Here is a 19,918-nt window from a genome sequence, read left to right as displayed (position 1 = left end):
AGCGCATCAGCTCTCAGGAGCGCAGCAGCCCTCAGGAGCGCAGCAGCTCCTGCATCGCGTGCAGCGCCACCGCGAGCTCGGCGCGGGTCGTGCCGCGCTGGGGGACGAGCAGGTTCTCGCCCGGGCCCGTCGCGTCGGCCAGCGCCGTGCCGTCGGCGGCGACGGTGCTGCGCTCCAGCGCCCCGGCGGCGGTGGCCCAGCGCAGCGGGACGGTCGAGGCGGCCGCGTCGTCGACGTCGGAGAACGGCGTCGAGGCCGCCGGCTGCACGGCGCGGCCGGTGGCGGCCAGGCCCCCCGCGAAGGCGGCCATCAGCGCGGCGGCCAGGTCCGAGCGGGTGAGCGGGGCCCCCGCTCGCACGGCCATGTCCCCGTCGCCCCACAGGATCCCTCGGGCCCCGGCCCACTGCAGGGCGGCGGCGAGGTCCGCGTCCCCGGGCAGGTCGGTGAAGACGGGGGAGTCCGTCGCGGTCTCGGGCGCGCCGGCGTAGCGGTGCAGGGCCAGCGCGAACCCGCCGCGGGACATGGTCTCGTCCGGGCCGAAGGTGCCGTCCTCACGGCCGGGGAGCACCCCGGCCCCGGCCGCCCATTCGACCGCGTCGCGGGCGGGGTGGGCGGCGCCGACGTCGGAGAACATCGGCGGATCGGGCGTGGGCACCGGGGAGGACGCCGCCGGGGCGGCCGAGGGCGCCCGGCCGGTGCTCGGCGCGGCGTCGGGGGCGCGGGAGGTGCCGTTCAGGGCGGCGGCGACCATGCCGCCCAGGGGCACGAGCGCCACCGCGCCGATGCCGGCGGCGGCCACGCGGCGGCTGATGCGGCGTCCGCCGCGCCCCGTGCTGCGGACGGCCGGGGCGGCGGCATCGGCCGCGATGCCGCGGGCGCCCGGGACGGCATCGGCCGCGATGCCGCGGGGGCCCGGGCCGCGGACGCCGGGGATCCGCGGCGGGACGGGCCGGCGCATCACAGCCACCTCAGCTCCTTCATCCGCTGCAGCAGCAGGTCCAGCACGAACAGGTTCCCCCACCCGTTGAGGTGGATGTCGTCGGAGCCCATCAGCTCCGGGGGCGCGATGCCCTGGGCGATGGCGTCGTGCGTGCCGCCCTGCTCCATGAGCCGCAGCGCGGCGACGGGGCCGCGGGAGAGGGCCTCCGGATCGGCCAGGGCGCCGGCGATGTCGAGGAAGCGGTCGCCGTAGCGGGAGGCCTGCTCCGCGTTGACCGCGCGCAGGGCGTCGCCGGTGTCCGAGCCGTGCGGGTCCGAGGGGGTGGGCCACTGGCCGAGGACCAGCGTGTCCTCCGCCGGGGAGTCGGCCGCGTCCCACATGGCCTGGGTGTGGGCGAGGACGCCCTGCACGTCGCGGATGTTGTTCTTGCCGATCCACAGCAGGTGGCGGCTGCCGGCGGATTCCGCCCCGAGGTGCGAGGTGAGGATGCCGGTCGGCGTGGCGGCCGCGGGATCCTCCGGGGTGAAGGACCAGGCCGATGCCGAGCAGGTGACGCGCCCGGCGACACCGGCGATGTCCGCCGGGAACTCGATGCCCGCGCGCGGCGGGATCTCGGGGTCCAGGGCGATGCGCACGGTGCCGGCCCCGCTGCTGGCCGGCGTGGCCGTCGGCGTCTCCAGGCCGCGCTGCAGCAGGGAGTGGATGCTCAGCGTGGCGCCCACGGCGTGGTTGGCCACCGGCGCGGGGGCGAGGGCCAGGGCGAGGCGGTCCGAGAGGCGCGCTGTCAGCGGCGTGCCCTCGTCGGCGCGGCCGAAGGCCATCGAGGAGGAGCCCCAGCAGGTCAGGGCGCGGGTGTCGCGCGGGAGGGAGAAGAAGTCCGATGCCGCCGAGGTCCCGATCGAGGTGCCGCCCTCCGAGGGGACGGGACCCGCGGGGTTGGGCGGCATGCTCTTCCTTCGACGTGGGGAGGGGCGGGGCGGGAGCGCCGGGGTGCGGCGTCTCGACGGTGCCACCGTACGGAATCGGCCCCCGCCGATCGCGGTGCCACGCCGCATCCACCGGGAAGTTCACCGAGATCACACGCCTGCGTCGCTCTCGCGCCGCCCGGCCCTGCGGGCTCAGGCGCCGCGGCTCCGCGAGCTCCGGCGGATCGGGCCCGGGCGGGCGCGGGTCGCTGCCGACCGCGGGCTCAGGCGCCCAGCAGGCGTCGCAGCAGCCGAGCCACCTCCGCGGCGTCCAGGGGGACGGGCTCGGCCTGGGCCAGGGCCCATTCGTCCAGGCCCCGCAGCAGGCCCATCGCCGCGGCCGCCTGGACCGCCGGGTCGGGCCGATCCTCCACGGCGCCGGCCCGGCGGCCCGCCGCGATGACCGCGGCGATCCATCGGCCCACGTCGTCGAGGACCGCGGAGCGGGCGTCGTCGCCCTCCGCGGCGGGCAGGTAGAGGATCCGACCCAGCAGCGCGGCCTCCCGCGAGCCCGCCACGAGGCCGGCGAAGCCCTCCAGCGCGTCCTGGACCTGCTGCCAGAAGTCGCCGTCGGCGAAGCTCTCCGCGGGAGGCGGGGACCACTGCGCCCGGATCTCGTCGACGAGCGCGCGGACCACGACGTCCAGGAGCTCGGCCTTCGAGCCCGCCGCGTGGTAGAAGCTGCTCTTGCTGATCCCCGCGGCCCGGATGATCCGGTTCAGCGACGCGCCCTGATAGCCGGCGGCCGCGAACTCCTCGACGGTCGCCTCGAGGAGCGCCTGGCGATGGGGGCCGGCGAGGTCGCGGGATGTCATGGACCGACTCTACTGGACCAGGTGGTCCACACGGCGTACGGTGGAGTGGACCAGGTGGTCCACTCCGGAGGTTCCCATGATCCACGACGTCCCGCTCGACACCCAGCTCGCCGACCAGGCCGAGGATCGCCTGCGCGTCCTCGTGGTGGGGGCCGGGATCGCGGGGCTCACCATCGCCCAGATGCTGCGACGCGACGGACTGCACCCCGTGCTCATCGACCGCTCGCCGATCCAGGAGCATCCCGGCTACATGCTCGCGCTGATGCCCGCCGTCGACCAGGCCTTCGAGGACCTCGGGGTGCGCGCGCAGTACCGCGCCGCCGGCGTCCCGCTGACGCGCTTCCGGTTCCGCTCCCACCGCGGGGCGGTGCTGCGCACCGACGACGTGGGCGAGCTGATGCGCGTGCACGGCGACTACCAGGGCATCTCCCGCGGAGCGCTGATGGACGTGCTCGCCGCGCCGGGCTGCCCGATGACCACCGGGCTGACCGTCGCCGCGGTGGCCCGCACCGCCACCGGCTCCCGGGTCGAGCTGGTGACCCGGGACGGCGAGGCGGTCGCCCAGGAGACCTTCGACCTGGTCATCGGGGCCGACGGCATCGGCTCGCGGATGCGCGGCCTCCTGGATGCGCCGCAGGCGCAGACCCTCCGCACCGGGTGGTCGGGCTGGGTGGCCTGGGCGCCCCTGCACGGCGACCCGGGCCTGGCCGAGGAGACCTGGGGAGACGGGTTCTTCCTGGGCGCCTACCCCGTCCGGGACCGGCTCGGCGTCTTCCTCGGCGGGCCCGATGCGGATCTCGACCGCGGGCGCGAGGAGTTCTGCCGCACGGTGCGCGCGCGACTGCCCCGGATCGACGCGCGGCTGACCGGCGCCCTCGACGCCATCGCCGCGCAGGAGGACCCCTACCGGTGGCGGCTGGACGATGCCCGCTGCCCCCGCTGGGTGATGCCGGCCGGGATCCTGCTGGGCGACGCCGCCGCCGGATTCTTGCCCACGGCCGGCATCGGCGCGGGCATGGCCCTCGAATCCGCGTGGATGCTGGGGCGGATCCTCGCCCACGCCGACCGGGAGGAGCTGCCCGCGCTGCTGGAGGCGTGGGAGGCCGTCCAGCGCCCCCGCGTCGAGGCCGCGCACCGCAACTCCCGATCCCTGGCCCGCCTGATGTTCCGGCGCAGCCGGCTGGTGGCCCTGGCGCGCGAGGAGATCACCCGGAGGCTGAGCATGCGCGCGGCGCTCGGGCCGATCCTGGGCCTGCTGGAATCGCGCCCGGATCCGGACGAGGTCGCCCGTGCGGCCCTCGCGCGCCGGGACCTGCCTGCGGCCCGCCCTTGACCTCAAGCTCACCTGAGGTCCTAGCCTCAGCGCCATGACCCTCGATCCTGCCGGACCTCCGGAGCAGACCCCCGGCGCCGCCGTGCGCACCGATCCCTCCCGGGCCGCGGAGCCCACCGGCAGCTGGCGCGAGCTGCTGGGCCCCGAGCACCTGGCCGCCTCCCTCGTCCTCGCCGGCGGCGTCGCCGTCTACGCCATGAGCGCCTTCGTGACGGCGGCGCTGCTGCCCTCGGTGATCGCGGACATCGGCGGCGGCGCCTACTTCGCGTGGGTGACCACCTCCTACATGGTCGCCAGCGTGCTGACCTCGACGCTGGTCGCCCGCACGGCCGCGCTGCTGGGCCCCTCCCGCGCCTACCTGCTGGCGTTCCTCCTGTTCGCCGCCGGATCCGTCGGCGCGGCGATGGCGCCGTCGATGACGGCCCTGCTGGGCGGCCGCGTGATCCAGGGGATGGGCGGTGGCCTGCTGGCGGGACTGGGCTACGCGGTGATCCGCGACGCCCTGCCGACGCACCTGTGGACCCGCGCCACCGGGCTCGTCTCGGCGATGTGGGGCGTGAGCACCCTCATCGGCCCCGTCCTCGGCGGGGCCTTCGCGCAGCTGCAGATGTGGCGCGGGGCGTTCTGGCTGCTCGCCCTCGTGGCCCTCGCCCTGGGCCTGACGTCCCTGCGCAGCCTCCCCGGGCGCGGTGATCGCACGCGCGGCGTCGGCCCGCTCCCGGTGCCGTCCCTGATCACGATCGTCCTGGCCGCCGCGGCGTTCAGCATCGCCGCGGTGGCGCCGTCGGGCGGGCCGATGCTGCTGTGGCTGCTGGCCGGGGCGCTGCTGCTGGTCGGCTTCGTCGTGGTGGAGCGGGCGGCGCCCTCCTCCGTGCTGCCGCGCATGACCTACCGGCGCGGCAACCCCCTGAAGTGGCTGTACATCCTGCTGGGGATCCTCAGCGCCACCGCGATGGTCGAGATCTTCCTGCCCCGCTTCGGCCAGGAGCTCGCGGGGATGACGCCGCTGCTGGCCGGGATCTTCGGCGCCACCGTGTCCATCGGCTGGAGCTTCTCGCAGATCTTCAGCGTCGGCGCGGAGCGCGAGCGCAGCCGGCGGATCCTCATGATCCTCGGGCCGGTGCTGGTGACCGGCGGGCTGCTCGTGTTCACCGCGACCCAGCACGCCGCGCCCGCGGGATGGGCGATCGGCCTGTGGGTGGTGGGCCTGGTGCTGGCCGGCACCGGCGTGGGGCTCGCCTTCCCCCACCTCAGCGTCGCCGCGATGCGCAGCAGCGACGACCCGGTCGAGGGGGCCAAGGCCGCGGCCGGCGTGAACACCGCCGAGCTGATCGCCACCACGATCGCCTCCGCGCTCGTGGGGCTGCTGGTCGCCGTCGGCGGCTCGGCGCTGATGGGTGCGGGCATCGCGGCGCTCGGCGCGGTGGGCATCGGCGTCGCCGTGCTCGCCCTGCGACGCCGGCGGTCGTGAGGACGGGATGCCGGGGTCATGGGATGGTCCTCAGGTCCCGGTGCGTGGGGGCGGGAGTCCCGCCCGTGGTCCTCAGGTCCCGAAGAATGCCCGAGAAGCTCGTTTCTCCGTGGAATTCTTCCTCGATCGTGCCGATGCTCACGACCTCTATGGCTTCAGCCCGCGGCTCGTCGTCGACGACGGCGGGTCCATCTCGAGAGTCCCCCTGCCCCCGATCCTCGTCGGGTACATGGACATGTCGATGGACGTCGCGCGTCGAATCCTGGATCGTCGATAGTCCGGCCGATGAACCGCGCAGAGATCACCATCGGAAACCGCAGCACGACCGTGGGAGATAGGCACATATGGTCACAGAGGGAGCAGGAGAGGTCAGGGACGGGGAGCGTGGATCGCCACCGCCCGGGTGGGCGGTCCAGGCGAACCGATCGACGCCCTGGCTACTCATCATGCTCGGCGTATGGATGATCGTGACGAACTTCCTCAGCGCCGGGTCCCGGTTCGAGCCGAGCGCGATCATCCCCTTCCTCCTCAGCGCGGGACTGTATGCGGCGTCTGCCGTCGTACTGCGCCGACATCGAGGAGAGCGGCCGGGCTGACGCGATCCGGCCTCTCCGGCGGCCCGCACCCGTGGAGGGACCGCATCGATGACCGCTGGGGCGGTCATCCCCAGTCGTAGTCGACGACCACCGGCGCATGATCCGACAGCCGCTGCCCGCGGAACTCCCGGTCCACCTCGGCGCGCACGGCGGTGCGTGCGAGGCGGGGCGTGGCGAGGTGGTAGTCCAGGCGCCATCCCGCGTCCTTGGCGAAGGCCTGCCCCAGCCACGACCACCACGAGTAGGGGCCGTCCAGATCGGGGTGCAGGTGCCGCACCACGTCCACGAGCGTGCGCGGGGAGAGCTGCTGCCCGAACCATTCGCGCTCCTCGGGCAGGAAGCCGTCGCTGCCCTGGTTGCGGCGCCATGCCGCGAGGTCCTGGCGCGTATGGGCGATGTTGAGGTCGCCCATCAGCAGGTACTCTCGGCCGGCCGCCGCGGCGGCCCGGCGGGTGCGGGTGAGGTAGCGGGAGAACGCCGCCATGAACGCCATCTTCCGCAGGTACCGGGCGCCGCCGTCGGGTGCCTCGCGCATCCGCTCGGGGCGCTGCATCTCCGCCGGCAGGCCGCCCTTGGGCAGGTAGAGGCAGGCGATGGTCAGCGGAGCCTCGGCGAGGTCGACCTCGAGATAGCGGCCCTGGGCGGCGAAGGGCCCCAGGCCCCGCGCGAGAGGGATCCGATCGGGCGCCGGGACCGCGGCGAGCTCGCCGGCACCCGGCAGGCCCGTCGCCTCGGGCGGGCCGCCCACCAGCGCCGTCCCGCTCCACGTGCGCACCGCGGCGGGCGGCGTGCGGGTCAGCACCGCGACGCCGTTGCGCCCGGGGAGGGTGCCGGTGTCCAGGGCGACGTGCAGGTGCCCGAAGGCGCCCTCGGGGAGCTTGTCCGCCTGCGCCCGCACCTCCTGCAGCGCGACCACGTCCGCGTCGCGCCCCGCGAGCCAGTCGCCGAAGCCCCGGCGGTGCGCGGCGCGGATCCCGTTGACGTTCGCGGTGGCGATGCGGAGCATGCCCTGAGGTTATGCCCTCGCGCCGCCGATCGGGTCCGGGCCCTCTCCCGGGGCGGGACGGCTCAGGCGCGGATCTCGAGATGCAGGAGCGGATAGGGGCGGCCGTCCCCGTCGAGCGCGCTCCGGCCCACCTGCACGAACCCGCGGCGGAGGTAGAAGCCGAGCGCAGCCGGATTCTGCTCGTTGACATCCACCCGGGTCACGCCGTGCCGGGTGACGGCCTCCTCGAGCAGCGCCGTCCCCACGCCGGTGCCGCGGGCCGCGTCCGCGACGAAGAGCATCTCCAGGCACCCCTCGGCGACCCCCGCGAAGCCCACCGGTTCTCCCCGGCTCTCGGCGACGAGCATCGAGACGGCCGGGAAGTACACGGGGATCAGGCTGGCCTCGATGCGCTCGAGATCGGACTCCTCGAGGAAGTCGTGGGTCGCGTGCACGGCGCTGCGCCAGATCTCGACGAGCTGCGGATGCTCCGCCGCGCCGCCCGATGGACGGATGACGACAGAAGGAGCAGGCTTGTTCACCGGTCCATCATCGCATCGCGCTCAGGAGACCGGCTGCCCTGCGACCGGCCCTTCCGTGTTCGGCTTCCAGCCCAGGGCCGGGGCGACGTGCTCGGCCACGTTCTGCAGGATGCGCAGGTTCAGCTCGACGCCCATCTGCGAGGGGATCGTGAGCATGACCGTGTCCGCGGCCTGCACGGCGGCATCGGCCTGCAGCTGGGCGATGAGCTCGTCGGGCTCGCCGGTGTAGGTGCGGCCGAAGGTCGAGCGGAGCCCGTCGATGATGCCGATCTGGTCCGAGCCCTCGCCGGGGCGCATGCCGAACAGCATGCGGTCCTCGCCCGTGACCACGGGGAAGATGCTGCGGGAGACCGAGACGCGCGGCGCACCGGTGTGGCCGGCCTCGCGGTAGGCGGCGCGGAAGCGGTCGATCTGCTCGCGCTGGAGGTCGCCGAAGGACTCGCCGGTGGCCTCGGTGAGCAGGGTCGAGCTCATGAGGTTCAGGCCCTGGCGGCCCACCGACTCCGCGCTCTCGCGCGAGCCGGCGCCCCACCAGATCCGGTCGATGAGGCCGGGGGAGTGCGGCTCCACCCGCAGGCCGGCGCCGGGGGCGACCGGAGCGCCGTAGGGGGACTGCGCCGCCCGGGCCATCGGCCGGCCCCGGACCGCGTCGAGGAAGATCTCGAACTTCTCGCGGGCGATGTCCGCGCCGCGCGGGTCGGTCGAGCCGGTGTACCCGAAGGCCTCCCAGCCGCGCTCGGCGGGCTCGGGGCTGCCCCGGGAGACGCCGAGCGCCACCCGGCCGTCGGCGATGAGGTCCAGTGCGGCGGCCTCCTCGGCGAGGTAGAGGGGGTTCTCGTAGCGCATGTCGATGACGCCGGTGCCGACCTCGATGTGCCGGGTGCGGGCGGCGACGGCCGCGAGCAGGGGCATCGGCGAGGCGGACTGGGTGGCGAAGTGGTGGACGCGGAAGTAGGCGCCGTTGACACCGAGGTCGTCCGCCCCCTGGGCGATGTCGATGGCGTCGTGCAGCATGCGGCGGGCGTCGACGCCGTGCACGCCGCCGCCGTTGCCGTAATGGCCGAAGCTGAGGAATCCGAAGGCTCTCATGATGGGTCCAACCCTAGCCGGTCGTTGAATATTCCACCAGTGACTGCGGCGGAGTCGGCGCGCGGAGCCGAAGTGTGGCCGATGCCCGAGAGGACGCGGCCCCGCGCCCACACGATGTCGTCCCGGCCGGCGCGCTCCCGGCTGGTGCCCGCGGCACGGATCTCGCCGGGCAGATGGTCCGCGACGCCGAAGGCGGTCATGGAGGTGGCCTCCCAATGGGTCGGGACGGCGAACTCCGCCTCGATCGCCTGCCGGTCGAAGGCACGGAACTGGTGCGCTTCCAGGCCGATGGACAGTCCCTGCACGGTCATGTGCGCGACGGCCTGGCCCAGGTCGTAGCGGGCGAACTCCGAGTACTCCCATTCCGGCTCCCCCTCGACCTGGACCTGGGCGAGGTTCACCATCAGCAGCGAGGCCGACGGCGCCCACTGCGAGGAGCTGCGGGCGAGGTGCGGCAGGAGCCGTGCGTGGACATCGTCGCCGCGGATGCCGGCGATGAACATCCACGGCTGGGAACTGCCGGCCGAGGGTGCCCTCCGTGCCGCCTCCAGGAGCGTGTCGACATGCTCGGAGGTCACCGCCGCTTCGAGGTCGAAGCGGACCGGGCTGAATCTGCGCTCCAGGGCGGGATGCAGCTCGGGCACGGCAGGAACCTCGCAGGTCGACATGGGCTCACCATAGATCCCGCAGGAGATCGCGAGAATCGCTCCAGGGGGCGCGGTGCCTGCCCCTTGACGCGTGCCCCGGCCCGCCGGATAGTCGAGGTGCGCGCTGGGCGCGACGCGCCGCCGCGGCCGCGGCAGGCGCCCCGATCGGGAGAGGCCGCCCCATGGGACTTCTGACCTTCAGCATCAACGTCACCCTGGACGGATGCGTCGACCACCGGGAGGGCGTCGCCGATGACGAGTCGCACGCCTTCTACACCCGCCTGATCGAGGCGGCCGGCGCGATGCTCTGGGGTCGCGTGACCTACGAGATGATGGAGAGCTACTGGCCCCTGGTCGCCCGCGGCGAGGTCGAGGCCCCGCAGGCGATGCGCGACTGGGCGCTGACGCTCGAGGACATGCCGAAGTACGTCGTCTCCTCGACGCGGTCCGACTTCCCGTGGACCGGGAGCCACCACCTCCAGGGGGACCTGCGCACGGCGGTGCAGGAGCTCAAGGACCGCACGCCGGAGGGCGTGCTCCTGGGCAGCGGGGCGCTGGCGACGCAGCTGGACCGGATGGACCTCATCGACGAGTACCGGCTCATGGTCCACCCGATGATCGCCGGCCACGGCCCCACCCTGTACGGCGCCGGGCTGCCCTCGACGCGGCGCCTGGAGCTGATCTCGGCGCAGCCGCTGAGCAGCGGGGCGGTCGCCCTGCACTACCGACGGGCGCGGTGACCGGAGCGGCGGGCCCCGCAGGATCACCCGTCGATCGGTGAGAAGCCGTGCCCGGCGTCCGTGCCGCCGGCGATGCGGGCGGCGACCTCCGCCGCGCGGTCCAGGCTCTCCGGGTCGCCGCCGATCGCCGCGCACATCTGCGCCCCCTCGTACAGCTGATGGACCAGCTCGCCGCGCCGCGCATCCCCGGCGAGGGCGACGAACAGGCGGCGCATCCACGCCTTCTCCGCCTGCACGACCTGCGCGGCCTCACCCGGCAGCGCGCTGACCTCCGCCCACGCGCCCAGGAAGGTGCAGCCGCGCCGCGGATCCCGCGTCCACTCCCGGGCCGCGGCGAACACGAGACGCACGGCCTGGTCGGGAGGCACGGCCGGGGCGGCGTCGAGCTCCTCGAGGAGGTGGACCTGCCAGTCGTGCGCCCGCTGCGCCAGGCAGGCCGCGACGAGCGCCTCCTTCGCCCCGAAGCGCTGGTACAGGGTCCGCTTCGTGATCCCGGCGTGCTGGGCGATGAGGTCGACCCCGGTCGCCGTGATCCCGCGCTGGGCGAACAGGGACGAGGCCGCCTCCAGCAGCGCCGCGCCGGCCGGGGTGGTGCGCGGGGCGGGCAGCGGCATCAGGTCCTCGAGAGCAGCGGGCATCGCGCTCCTGCCTTCCCAGTCCTTACGCCGGTATACCGATCGGTGAGTATACGTCAGATGGGACGCAAGGGTGCAGGTCAGCGCACGACGAGCGCCCCATGTCCCGAGCGTCGGGACATGGGGCGCTGCGATGCGGGCCGATGGGGCCCGGGACGGCTCAGGCCTCCTGGCCGGGCGCGCCCTCCGGGCCGGAGCCGCCGACGACGAGGGCCCAGAGCACGCCGTAGCGGTCCTTGACCTGGCCGTAGTGGTCGCCCCAGGGGGCGAGCTCGAAGGGCATGGCCACCTCGGCGCCGGAGGAGGTCATCGCCTCGATGAGGGCCTCGGCCTGCTCGACCGTGTCCAGACCGATGAGGTAGGAGTACACGTCGCTCTCCAGGCCCGGCAGCGCCTGGCCCTCCATGGCCATGCCGTCACCGCCGGCGAGCGTGACCAGCCCGCCGTGCAGCTGGGCGTGGGCCACCGATCCGGGCGGCGGGGTGAAGGGGAACCCGGACATGTCGGGGAAGTCGTCGTACTTCGAGAGCTCGAGCTCGCCGCCGAAGATCTCGGCGTAGTAGGCGAAGGCCTCAGCGGCGTTGCCGGGGAAGCTGATGTAGGGGCTGAACTGCGGAGCGGGCATGGTCGTCTCCCTCGGGATCGGTGCAGGGTCCCGGGCCTGTCCCCGGGGTCGGCACCTCGTCGCACGCGGCGGGTCGCCGCGCGCCCAGTGTGGCACGGGCCACCCCCGGACGGAACCGTCCCCCGAGGATCTCCCGGGGCGGCGGGGCCCGGAGCCGCGCGCCGCTCCGGGCCCGGCCCGCGACGGATCAGGCCTCGTGCAGGCCCGGCTCCCCGGCGGGCACGAGGTAGCTGCGGTCGATGCTCACCTCCGCATCGGGAACGGTCACCGCGGAGACGGTCTTGTAGTCCACGCGCAGCGCGTCGGTCGAGTACTCCGAGAGGACGTAGCCGCGCCGACCGCGGATGTACCGGATGTGCGGGTTCTCGGCGTAGACCGTCTCCTCGCCGCGCACCACGTCGGAGCCGTCCCCGCCGGAGGTGATCGAGCTGGTCACCAGCTCGACGCCGACGGTGGGGGAGTCCGGCTCCCAGAAGTCGGCCTTGAGCTCGTTGGCGAAGTGGACGTGGACGTCGCCGGTGAGGACCACCGGGTTGGCGATGCCGCGCTCGCTCCAGGCGCTGACGAGGGCGTCCCGGGAGGCGCGGTAGCCGTCCCAGCCGTCGGAGCTGAGCGTCGTGGTCGGGCCGTCGGCGTTGTCCCGCTTGGCGAAGAAGACGCTCTGCGCGAGCAGCTGCCAGGTCGCCGAGGACTGCGTCATGCCGTCGATCAGCCACTGCTGCTGGGCCTGCCCCAGGAGCGTGCGGGACGGGTCGGCCTGCTCGGCGCAGTCCGTGAACCACCAGGTCTTCCCGCCGTCGTGGCAGGCCTGCAGGTCCCGGTACTGGCGGGTGTCCAGGACATGGAAGGTCGCCAGGTCGCCCCAGCTCAGGCGGCGGAACAGCTGGATGCTGCCGCCGGAGGGCGCACTGCTGCGGCGCAGCGGCATGTTCTCGTAGTAGGCCTGCTCCGCCGCGATCTTCCGGGCGACCCAGGCGTCGGTGGGCACGCCGTCCTTGGGGTACACGCCGGCCCAGTTGTCCTGGATCTCGTGGTCGTCCCAGGTGACGATCCACGGGGCGGTCGCGTGCAGCAGCTGCAGGTCGGGGTCGGTCTTGTAGGTCGCGTAGCGCAGCCGGTAGTCCTCGAGGGTCGTGCAGGTGGACCCGGGGTGCCGGCGCACGCGCCCGTCGACGCCGCGGCCCTCGTAGATGTAGTCGCCCAGCCCGAACACCAGGTCGGGCCGGTCCTCGGCGGCGCGGCGGTAGGCGGTGAAGTAGCCGCCCTCCCAGTGCGAGCAGGACACGTGGATCATGCGCAGGCTGCGGGTGTCGCCGTCGGCCGGGGTGGTCAGGGTGCGGCCGACGGCCGAGACGTGCTTGCCCGTGCGGAAGCGGTAGTACAGCTCGGTGCCCGCGGGCAGTCCCTCGAGCTCGACGTGGACGCTGTGCGCGGCCTCGGGCAGCGCCTGCTCGGTGCCGCGACGGAGGATCACCGCGAACCGCTCGTCGCGCGAGAGCTCCCAGTGCACGGGGATCACCTGGTCGGGCATGCCGCCGCGGCCGTCGGTCGCGTGCGGGTCCACGGCCAGACGCGTCCACAGCACCACGGAGCTGCTGGTCGGGTCGCCGGAGGCGATGCCGAGGGTGAAGGGGTCCTTCGCCTTCCAGGTGGCATCGGCCGCCGCGGGCAGGACGCCCAGCACGCCCGAGGCGGCGAGGGTGGTGAGGCCCGCGGCCGTGAAGTGCCGTCGGGTCAGGCGACGCTGCGCGGCGAGGTTCGCGCGGCGGTCGGGGGCGATGAAGCGGGTGGGCTCGTGCGGGTCGTGGCCGAGGAGGCCGCCGGAGAGGTCGCTCATGGGTGGGGTCCTGTCTGCGATGCGGGGGAGGGGGCGGGACCCCAGCCTGGACGCGACCGCGCCGTCGCGGGGTGCGCCGCCCGGCGCCGCCCGCGCATCGTCATCGGATGTTCACCCCGAGGTGGGGTGCTCCTCCCGCGCTCGTCATGGGCGTCCGGGCACGAGGAAGGGCCCCGGAACCGTCCGCACGGTTCCGGGGCCCTTCGCGATGGTGGGGGAGGTCAGTCCTCCTCGCCCTCCCCGCGGCTGCCGAGCTCGGCGTCGATCCGCAGGAGGCCGGAGCCGTCCTCGCCGACCAGCCGCAGGCGGCCGATGATCTCGGAGACGGTGGACTCCTCCTCGACCTGCTCGTCGACGAACCAGTTCAGCAGCGGGCGGGAGTCGTAGTCGCCCTCCTTGTCGGCGCTGCGGTACAGCTCGCGGATCGACTCGGAGACCTTCTGCTCGTGCGCGAGCGCGGCCTCGAAGATCTCGAGGACGGTCAGGCCCGGGGCGACGTGCGGGGCGTTGATGGTGCCGATCGCGGCGTGGTTGCCGCGGTCGATCACGTGCTGGATGAACTTGTCGGCGTGCTCGAGCTCCTCCGCCGCCTGGTTGCGCAGCCACGCGGCGATGCCGGTGAGGTCCTGCTCCTCCGCTTCGATGGCGAGCTGGCGGTAGGTCACGGAGGCCGCGTACTCGAGGGTGATCTGGTCCTGGAACTTCTTCTCAAGGTCGTTGCTGAGCTTCATGACCTCGACAGTAGACCCGCTTCCGCGCGCTGTCACCCATGGTGAGGCTTCCCTGGTTCTCGCAGGTCACGCAAGGAAAGCCTTCCCTGGGCGGGGCGCGGGGCGCGGGGCGCGGGGCGCGGTGAGGGGGATTCATTCCCCGGCGGCTCCCGGCTCCCCGCGGGCCCTGGTCTCCTCGCGGGCCCCGGTCTCCTCGGCGGCCTCCGGCTCCCCGGCGGCCTCCGGCTCCCCGGCGCTCCCGGCGGCCTCCGGGTCTCCGGCGGCCTCCGGGTCTCGGGCGGCCTCCGGCCCTCCGGCGGGGATCGACTGGCGCACGCCCGCGTAGTGGGCCGAGAGCCGGCGGTACTGCGGGGAGGCGAAGGCGACCAGCACCGCCCCGAGCATCACCACCGAGCCGCCCAGGAAGATCAGCGCGATGCCGCGGGCGGAGCCCTCGCCCAGCAGCCAGCCGAGGGTCTCCTGCCCGGAGCCCTCGCGCATCCACGGGATCACCCAGAACTCCGCGAGCGGGGCGACGACGAAGGCGGAGACCGGTGTCGCCGCGGATTCGATGCTCTGCGCGAAGCCGAACACGCGGCCCTGCCGGGAGAAGGGGACCACGCGCTGGAGGATCGTCTGCTCGGCGGCCTCCGCGGCGGGCATCATCGTCATGAACACGAGGATGCCCACCGCGAACAGGACCCACGACTCGCGGATCGCGAAGGTCCCGCCGATCACGGCCACCCCCACGTTCACCAGCAGCAGGGTGCGCACGGGATTGCGGCCCAGGCCCGTCCTCGCGATGATCGCGCCGCCGATGAGGAATCCCGTGCTCGTCACCCCCAGGACGATGCCCCAGGCCTGCGGGCTCAGCAGCTCCAGGCCGTAGGGGTCCATCAGCGCCATGTAGATGCCGCCGACCAGGTTGTTGAAGCAGGTGAAGGCGATCAGGGCGGTCAGCCCGGGCACGCTGCGCACCACCGCGACCGACCCGGCCAGGTCCACGCGGCCGCGCAGGGCCGCGAGCATCGAGACCTGCGCGGGCGCCGCGGCCGCGGCCTCCGCGCCGACCGGCGCCCCCGGAGCCGCAGGCGTCCCGCCGGCACCCGGAGCCGCGGGCGTCCCGCCGGCACCCGGAGCCGCGGGCGTCCCGCCGGCCGCCGGGGCCGCGGCGCCGTGGGGCTGCTCGGCGGCGGCGGCGACCCGGTCCTCGGGGATGCGCACCGAGGTCAGGTGGATCAGCGCCCCGCCGGTGGCGAGGATCGCGATGAGCAGCGTCGGCCCCATGCCCAGCAGGCCGATCGCGAGCCCCGAGAACACGGAGGTCACCATGAAGGCGATGCCCTGCACCGCGCCGACCAGGCCGTTGGCTCGGTCGCGCTCGCCGTCGGGCACCAGCAGCGTGACCGTGGTCGACAGCGCGATGTTGCGCATGTTCTCGACCACGCTGCCGCCGAGGATCACCAGGATGAACAGCCAGAAGGCGGGGGAGTCCACGCGCAGCAGCGACTCGCGGGGCAGGGCGACGAAGATCCCGCCCGCCAGCAGGTAGGCGCCGAAGGTGATGACGGAGCTCAGCATCATCACGTTCTTCTTGCGCATGTGGTCGACCACCACGCCGAAGCCCAGCGAGCAAAGCGCGACCAGCGCCATGTACGAGCCGCCGATGATGCCGGTGGCCAGCACCGAGCGCGTCTCGATGTAGATCCAGAAGGTCAGTGCGAACCACAGGAAGCTCGTGGTCACGTTGGCGAGGAGAGTGTTGACAAGGACGTGATGGAAGGACTTCACGGCGGCCTCGGCTGTCGGGTCGGAGGGGTCCGATGCGCCCGCCCCGGGATGACGGTGCGGACGGACAGTGTCCCGCGAGATGCGGACGGATCCCGTCCGCAGGGCGAGGGGTGGAGGCGGCCGATCGCGCGGCCGCCGGACGCTCAGGGCGGCGGCGCGTCCCAGGCGCGGGCGACGAGCTCGCGCAGGACGGTCTCGTCGACGTCCTTCAGGCCGTTGACGTAGACGCAGCCCGCGCCGAGGCGATGCTTCCCCAGCCTCGCGAGCAGCTCCCCTGCGGCGGGGGAGTCCTGCAGGCCGTAGAAGGAGAGGGCGGCCCTGCGCGGGCTGAAGCCGACGCGGAACCAGGTGCCGCCGTGGCCGGAGGCGTACCGGTACTCCTGGCTGCCGTAGCCGATCATGCTGGGTCCCCACATCACGGGCGCCTCGCCGGTGACCTCGCCGAACAGGGCCAGCAGCCGCGCTCCCTCCTCGCGCCGGCGGGCGGTGGGCAGGGCGGCGCAGTACGCGGCCGGGTCCTCCCCGGTGGGGGCGGTCTTCACCTCGTGGGCCATGGCAGGAGCCTACGGCGCCGGGTCCCGCGCGTCACCGTCGATTAATCCCTTGCCCCGGCCGCGGGGACGGTCCTAGCGTGGAGGCACACAGAGAGGAGGTGATCCGAGGAGTGATTTCCCATCGGACGCGTGAGGTGGCTCGCCGCTGAGGCGACCATCGGTTCTGAAGAATCGACGGACGCGCAGCGAATACCACCGAGCTGCCCGGACCCGCAGGCGTCGGCCTCGTCCTCCGACACGCGCATCGCGCAGCCTGCGGGTCTGCCCATGCCCGGGCCCCGGTCCTGCGCGGTCAGGCGGTGCCGAGGGTGCGCCCGGGCACGAAGGTCCCCGCGTGCAGCGCGTGGCGCACCGGCAGCGGCGCCGGGGCCGCGAGGATCTCGCCCATCCGCCCCATGGCATCGGCCGCGAGCGCGGCCACGGGAAGGCGCACGGTCGCCAGGCCGATGATGTCCAGGCCGTCGGCCAGCCCGTCGAAGCTCACCACGCTCACGTCCTCGCCGATGTCGGTCCCGCGCACGGCCGCGGCCCGCAGCAGGTCCAGCGCCACGAAGTCCACCGGGCAGACGATGCAGGTCAGGCCCTGGTCCCAGGCCGCGTCGAGCGCGCGGACCACTCCCTCCTCCACCGGCAGCAGGTCCAGCGGCACGGCATGGACGCTCCGCTCCCGGGCCCGCTCGAGCACCGCGCGCGAGCGCAGGTCGAACACCCGCGAATACAGCAGGGGCGCGGTGAGCACCCCGATCCGGCGGTGGCCGCGCGCGGCGACCTCGTCGAGGACCATCCGCCCGTGGGCGCGCTCGTCGTAGCTGACCGACTCCAGGCGCGGATCCTCGTTGGGGCGGCCCAGGACCATGGTGGGCACGGCCGCGGTGGCGCGGTGCAGATCCTCCGGGCCGGTCACGCCGGTGCCCACGAACACGCCGCCCACCCGCAGGCCGATCAGCCGGCGCAGCCCCTCGACCTCCGCGCTGCCGTACTCGTGGCGGAACGCGGTGACCGAGACCAGGGTGCGCCCCGAGCGGGTCGCGGCGCGGTGCATCTCGGCGTGGAGGTGCCCGTAGGCCGGGTTGGTGGCGTCGCGGATCAGCAGGCCCAGCTGCTGGCGGCTGCCGCCGGCGAGGCCGGAGGCGACGAGGTTGGGGACGTATCCCAGGGAGGCGGCGGCCTCGCGCACGGCGATCTGCGCATCGGGGGAGACGCTCCCGCCGTCCTGGAACACGCGCGAGACCGTCGAGCGGGAGACGCCGGCGGCCCGCGCGACGTCCTCCATGGTGGGCTCGCGTGCGGCGACCATCGGACTCCTCTCCGCCTGCTGGTGCCGGAAGCATAGCCACCTGCGGCGCCCGCGCATGCCGAGGCATCCGAGGGCGGACGGCGGGTGACGTCGAGATGAATGTCCGATGCCGTATCGCGTCCGGGACCCGACGGGCCGGGCGAGCGGCCGATGAACGTCCCGGGGCGAGCTGGCGACGCCCGGGCGAACATCGGGTGGACCGGCCCCCGGAAACGGGGAGGACGGGCGGCGGGCCGCGACGTCGCGGCATGCTGGGAGCGCTCCCACCAGCGGGGTTCCGTGCTGTTCAACCCCCGTTCACTGAGCAGCGAGCGCGCTGGTCAGAGCCGGATCCCGGGCCTAGCGTGGGCTCCGGCCGCGGGCAGGACCCCGCGGCGGACCCATCGGAGGAGGCGAATGGCGTGCCCGTCACGATCACCCAGGACCCCGGGACCGCTCCCGGGGCCGTGAGCGCGAAGCCCGTCCCCGCGGCGGCCGCGACCCGGCCCCCGTCCCGGCCCGTCGTCACCGCCGAGCAGCGACGCCGCTCCCCGCAGCGCCGCCGCCGCGTGCGCCGGGACGCGATGCTGTTCCTCGCGCTGATCGCCCCGAACTTCCTGGCGATCCTCGTCTTCTCGTACTACCCGGCGCTGTACAACATCGGCCTCAGCTTCTTCGACTGGGACTTCGTGGCCCCGCGCCCCGAGTTCGTCGGGCTGGAGAACTACCTCAGCCTGCTCACGGACCCGAGCTTCGGCGAGGTCCTGCGGAACACGCTGGTCTTCTCCGGGGTGAGCGTGGTCGTCTCGATCGCCGGCGGCCTGCTCCTGGGCAGCCTGATGGCCACCAAGGTCCCGCTGACCGGCTTCGCGCAGACCATGGCCTTCGCCCCGCACATGCTGCCCGGCGCCGCCGTCGGCACCCTGTGGCTGTTCATGTTCGACCCCAACTACGGCCTCTCCCGCTGGCTGTTCTCGCAGCTGGGCCTGGCCTCCCCGGACTGGACCACCACCTCGGACTGGTCCCTGTGGGCGATCACCATCGCCTACACCTGGCAGCGCCTGGGCTTCGTCACGGTGATCTGCTACACCGCGATCCTCGACCTCCCGAAGGACCTCTACGAGGCCGCGGCCCTGGACGGCGCGCACGGCTGGAGCCTGTTCCGCCACATGACGCTGCCGCTGCTGAGCCCGATCACGTTCTTCCTCTCGATCACCGGGATCATCTCCGCCGCGCAGGCCTTCGACATCATCTCGATCATGACCAACGGCGGGCCCGGCACCTCCTCCTCGACCCTGAGCTGGATGGTCTACGAGGAGGCGTTCAAGACGTTCGACATCGGCACGGCGTCCTCCGCCGCGACGATCCTGCTGATCATCCTGCTGGTGATCACCTGGATCCAGGTCCGTGCCGGGGAGAGGACCGTGAACTACGCATGAGCACCCTGCCCGCCCCCGCCCCCTCCCCCTCCGCCGCGCCGGCCGCCGCCGAGGCGACCCCCGCCCCCGCCGCCCGCAACCGCGGCCGCGCCCGCGGCCCGCGCCGGCCCCTGTGGCGCACCGCCCTGCTCATGGCGGGCGTCCTCGCCACCATCGCCGTCTTCCTGGTGCCGATCTACTGGCTGTTCTCCTCCGCGCTGAAGCCGCGCCCGGACATCTACACCTGGCCGCTGCAGTGGATCCCCACCCGGCTGACCCTCGACAACTTCGTCGAGGCGTGGACCTCCGCCCCCTTCGGGCGCTTCTTCCTGAACTCGATCATCACCACCGGGGTCGGCACCGTCCTCGAGATCACCCTCGCGGTGATGTGCGCCTACGCCTTCGTCTTCGTCGACTTCCGGTACAAGAAGATCTTCTTCGGCCTCATCGTCGCCTCGCTCATGCTGCCCGGCCACGTGACGCTGATCGTCAACTACATGACCGTCGCCAACCTGGGCTGGCTGAACACCTACCAGGGCATCATCCTGCCGGGGATCGCCAGCGCCTTCGCGATGTTCCTGCTGTACCAGTTCATGCGCACCATCGACAAGGACATCCTGCAGGCCGCGGAGATCGACGGCGCGGGCCACCTGCGCCGCATGCTCACCATCGTGGTGCCGCTGTCCAGCCCGATGATCCTCACCTCCACGCTGATCGTCATGGTCGGCAAGTGGAACGAGTACGTGTGGCCGCTGATCGTCACCAGCACCGCCGACATGCGCACCCTGCCCATCGGCCTGCAGTTCCTGCGCCAGCAGGAGGGCATGTCGAACTGGGGCGCCATCATGGCCGGCGCCGTGTTCGTCTCCCTGCCGATGCTGATCCTGTTCTTCCTCGCCCAGAAGCGCATCATCGGCGGCCTCGCCGCCGGCGCCCTCAAGTGACCCGA

Annotated in this window: 20 protein-coding genes; 6 read left to right on the top strand and 14 right to left on the bottom strand. The window is 73.5% G+C overall.

The window, feature by feature from the left end; genetic code table 11:
* Positions 1 to 31: 31 nt before the first annotated feature.
* The 3 genes from BF93_RS11310 to BF93_RS19035 form a co-directional block, all read right to left on the bottom strand.
* On the bottom strand, positions 32 to 958 hold the full coding sequence (locus BF93_RS11310; RefSeq protein WP_038372724.1) for an S-layer homology domain-containing protein: 927 nt from the start codon (positions 956 to 958) through the stop codon (positions 32 to 34).
* A complete protein-coding gene (locus tag BF93_RS11305; RefSeq protein ID WP_084148489.1) occupies positions 958 to 1,887 on the bottom strand; it encodes a hypothetical protein in 930 nt (309 codons plus the stop codon). The genes BF93_RS11310 and BF93_RS11305 overlap by 1 nt, the downstream gene beginning before the upstream one ends.
* Positions 1,888 to 2,129: 242 nt before the next feature.
* The gene (locus tag BF93_RS19035; RefSeq protein WP_051486864.1) at positions 2,130 to 2,720 is read right to left on the bottom strand and encodes a TetR/AcrR family transcriptional regulator; all 591 of its coding nucleotides are present in this window, start codon (positions 2,718 to 2,720) and stop codon (positions 2,130 to 2,132) included.
* A gap of 76 nt (positions 2,721 to 2,796) precedes the next feature.
* Here BF93_RS19035 and BF93_RS11295 point away from each other — a divergent pair, with 76 nt between their 5' ends.
* The 3 genes from BF93_RS11295 (at position 2,797) to BF93_RS19610 (ending at position 5,801) form a co-directional block, all read left to right on the top strand.
* Positions 2,797 to 4,053: an FAD-dependent oxidoreductase gene (locus BF93_RS11295; RefSeq protein ID WP_051486863.1), complete on the top strand. Its 1,257-nt coding sequence runs from the start codon at positions 2,797 to 2,799 to the stop codon at positions 4,051 to 4,053.
* Between the two features lie 34 nt (positions 4,054 to 4,087).
* On the top strand, positions 4,088 to 5,524 hold the full coding sequence (locus BF93_RS11290) for an MFS transporter (protein WP_084148487.1): 1,437 nt from the start codon (positions 4,088 to 4,090) through the stop codon (positions 5,522 to 5,524).
* A 109-nt stretch (positions 5,525 to 5,633) separates the two neighbouring features.
* Positions 5,634 to 5,801, top strand: a complete 168-nt coding sequence (locus BF93_RS19610) for a hypothetical protein (RefSeq protein WP_156954129.1) — start codon at positions 5,634 to 5,636, stop codon at positions 5,799 to 5,801.
* 383 nt (positions 5,802 to 6,184) lie between these two features.
* Here BF93_RS19610 and BF93_RS11285 read toward each other — a convergent pair whose 3' ends face one another.
* From BF93_RS11285 to BF93_RS11270, 4 genes are all read right to left on the bottom strand, one after another.
* On the bottom strand, positions 6,185 to 7,126 hold the full coding sequence (locus BF93_RS11285; protein WP_038372722.1) for an exodeoxyribonuclease III: 942 nt from the start codon (positions 7,124 to 7,126) through the stop codon (positions 6,185 to 6,187).
* A gap of 62 nt (positions 7,127 to 7,188) precedes the next feature.
* The gene (locus BF93_RS11280) at positions 7,189 to 7,647 is read right to left on the bottom strand and encodes a GNAT family N-acetyltransferase (RefSeq protein WP_038372721.1); all 459 of its coding nucleotides are present in this window, start codon (positions 7,645 to 7,647) and stop codon (positions 7,189 to 7,191) included.
* Positions 7,648 to 7,668: 21 nt separating this feature from the next.
* On the bottom strand, positions 7,669 to 8,736 hold the full coding sequence (locus BF93_RS11275) for an LLM class flavin-dependent oxidoreductase (RefSeq protein ID WP_038372719.1): 1,068 nt from the start codon (positions 8,734 to 8,736) through the stop codon (positions 7,669 to 7,671).
* Complete coding sequence (locus BF93_RS11270; RefSeq protein ID WP_084148486.1) at positions 8,733 to 9,404, bottom strand: nitroreductase family protein; 672 nt, start codon at positions 9,402 to 9,404, stop codon at positions 8,733 to 8,735. Before BF93_RS11270 ends, BF93_RS11275 begins: the two co-directional genes overlap by 4 nt.
* 161 nt (positions 9,405 to 9,565) lie before the next feature.
* On the opposite strand from BF93_RS11270, the gene BF93_RS11265 reads away from it, so the two are divergent.
* Positions 9,566 to 10,123 carry a dihydrofolate reductase family protein gene (locus tag BF93_RS11265; protein ID WP_038372718.1) on the top strand — a complete coding sequence of 186 codons (558 nt, stop codon included), beginning with the start codon at positions 9,566 to 9,568 and terminating at the stop codon, positions 10,121 to 10,123.
* A gap of 23 nt (positions 10,124 to 10,146) precedes the next feature.
* On the opposite strand, the gene BF93_RS11260 is transcribed toward BF93_RS11265, so the two are convergent.
* From BF93_RS11260 to BF93_RS11230, 7 genes are all read right to left on the bottom strand, one after another.
* Positions 10,147 to 10,761: a TetR/AcrR family transcriptional regulator gene (locus BF93_RS11260; RefSeq protein ID WP_084148485.1), complete on the bottom strand. Its 615-nt coding sequence runs from the start codon at positions 10,759 to 10,761 to the stop codon at positions 10,147 to 10,149.
* Between the two features lie 157 nt (positions 10,762 to 10,918).
* On the bottom strand, positions 10,919 to 11,383 hold the full coding sequence (locus tag BF93_RS11255; RefSeq protein WP_038372716.1) for a VOC family protein: 465 nt from the start codon (positions 11,381 to 11,383) through the stop codon (positions 10,919 to 10,921).
* A 187-nt stretch (positions 11,384 to 11,570) separates the two neighbouring features.
* Positions 11,571 to 13,220, bottom strand: a complete 1,650-nt coding sequence (locus BF93_RS11250; RefSeq protein ID WP_084148484.1) for an alkaline phosphatase D family protein — start codon at positions 13,218 to 13,220, stop codon at positions 11,571 to 11,573.
* 221 nt (positions 13,221 to 13,441) lie between these two features.
* On the bottom strand, positions 13,442 to 13,951 hold the full coding sequence (locus tag BF93_RS11245) for a ferritin (protein WP_038372715.1): 510 nt from the start codon (positions 13,949 to 13,951) through the stop codon (positions 13,442 to 13,444).
* A 132-nt stretch (positions 13,952 to 14,083) separates the two neighbouring features.
* The gene (locus BF93_RS11240; protein ID WP_084148483.1) at positions 14,084 to 15,721 is read right to left on the bottom strand and encodes an MFS transporter; all 1,638 of its coding nucleotides are present in this window, start codon (positions 15,719 to 15,721) and stop codon (positions 14,084 to 14,086) included.
* Between the two features lie 143 nt (positions 15,722 to 15,864).
* Positions 15,865 to 16,275, bottom strand: coding sequence for a DUF1801 domain-containing protein (locus BF93_RS11235; protein ID WP_038372712.1), 411 nt, complete (start codon positions 16,273 to 16,275; stop codon positions 15,865 to 15,867).
* Positions 16,276 to 16,567: 292 nt separating this feature from the next.
* On the bottom strand, positions 16,568 to 17,572 hold the full coding sequence (locus BF93_RS11230) for a LacI family DNA-binding transcriptional regulator (protein WP_038372711.1): 1,005 nt from the start codon (positions 17,570 to 17,572) through the stop codon (positions 16,568 to 16,570).
* A 401-nt stretch (positions 17,573 to 17,973) separates the two neighbouring features.
* Here BF93_RS11230 and BF93_RS11225 point away from each other — a divergent pair, with 401 nt between their 5' ends.
* Together BF93_RS11225 and BF93_RS11220 are read left to right on the top strand one after the other, a co-directional pair.
* Entirely contained in the window at positions 17,974 to 18,990 is a 1,017-nt protein-coding gene (locus BF93_RS11225) for a carbohydrate ABC transporter permease (protein WP_232226339.1), read from the top strand.
* Complete coding sequence (locus BF93_RS11220; RefSeq protein ID WP_038372710.1) at positions 18,987 to 19,913, top strand: carbohydrate ABC transporter permease; 927 nt, start codon at positions 18,987 to 18,989, stop codon at positions 19,911 to 19,913. Before BF93_RS11225 ends, BF93_RS11220 begins: the two co-directional genes overlap by 4 nt.
* The last annotated feature ends 5 nt before the right edge of the window (positions 19,914 to 19,918 follow it).

The sequence above is a fragment of the Brachybacterium phenoliresistens genome (assembly GCF_000576425.1).
GTDB classification, from domain to species: Bacteria; Actinomycetota; Actinomycetes; order Actinomycetales; family Dermabacteraceae; genus Brachybacterium; species Brachybacterium phenoliresistens.
This window is presented reverse-complemented; position numbering and strand designations above follow the sequence as displayed.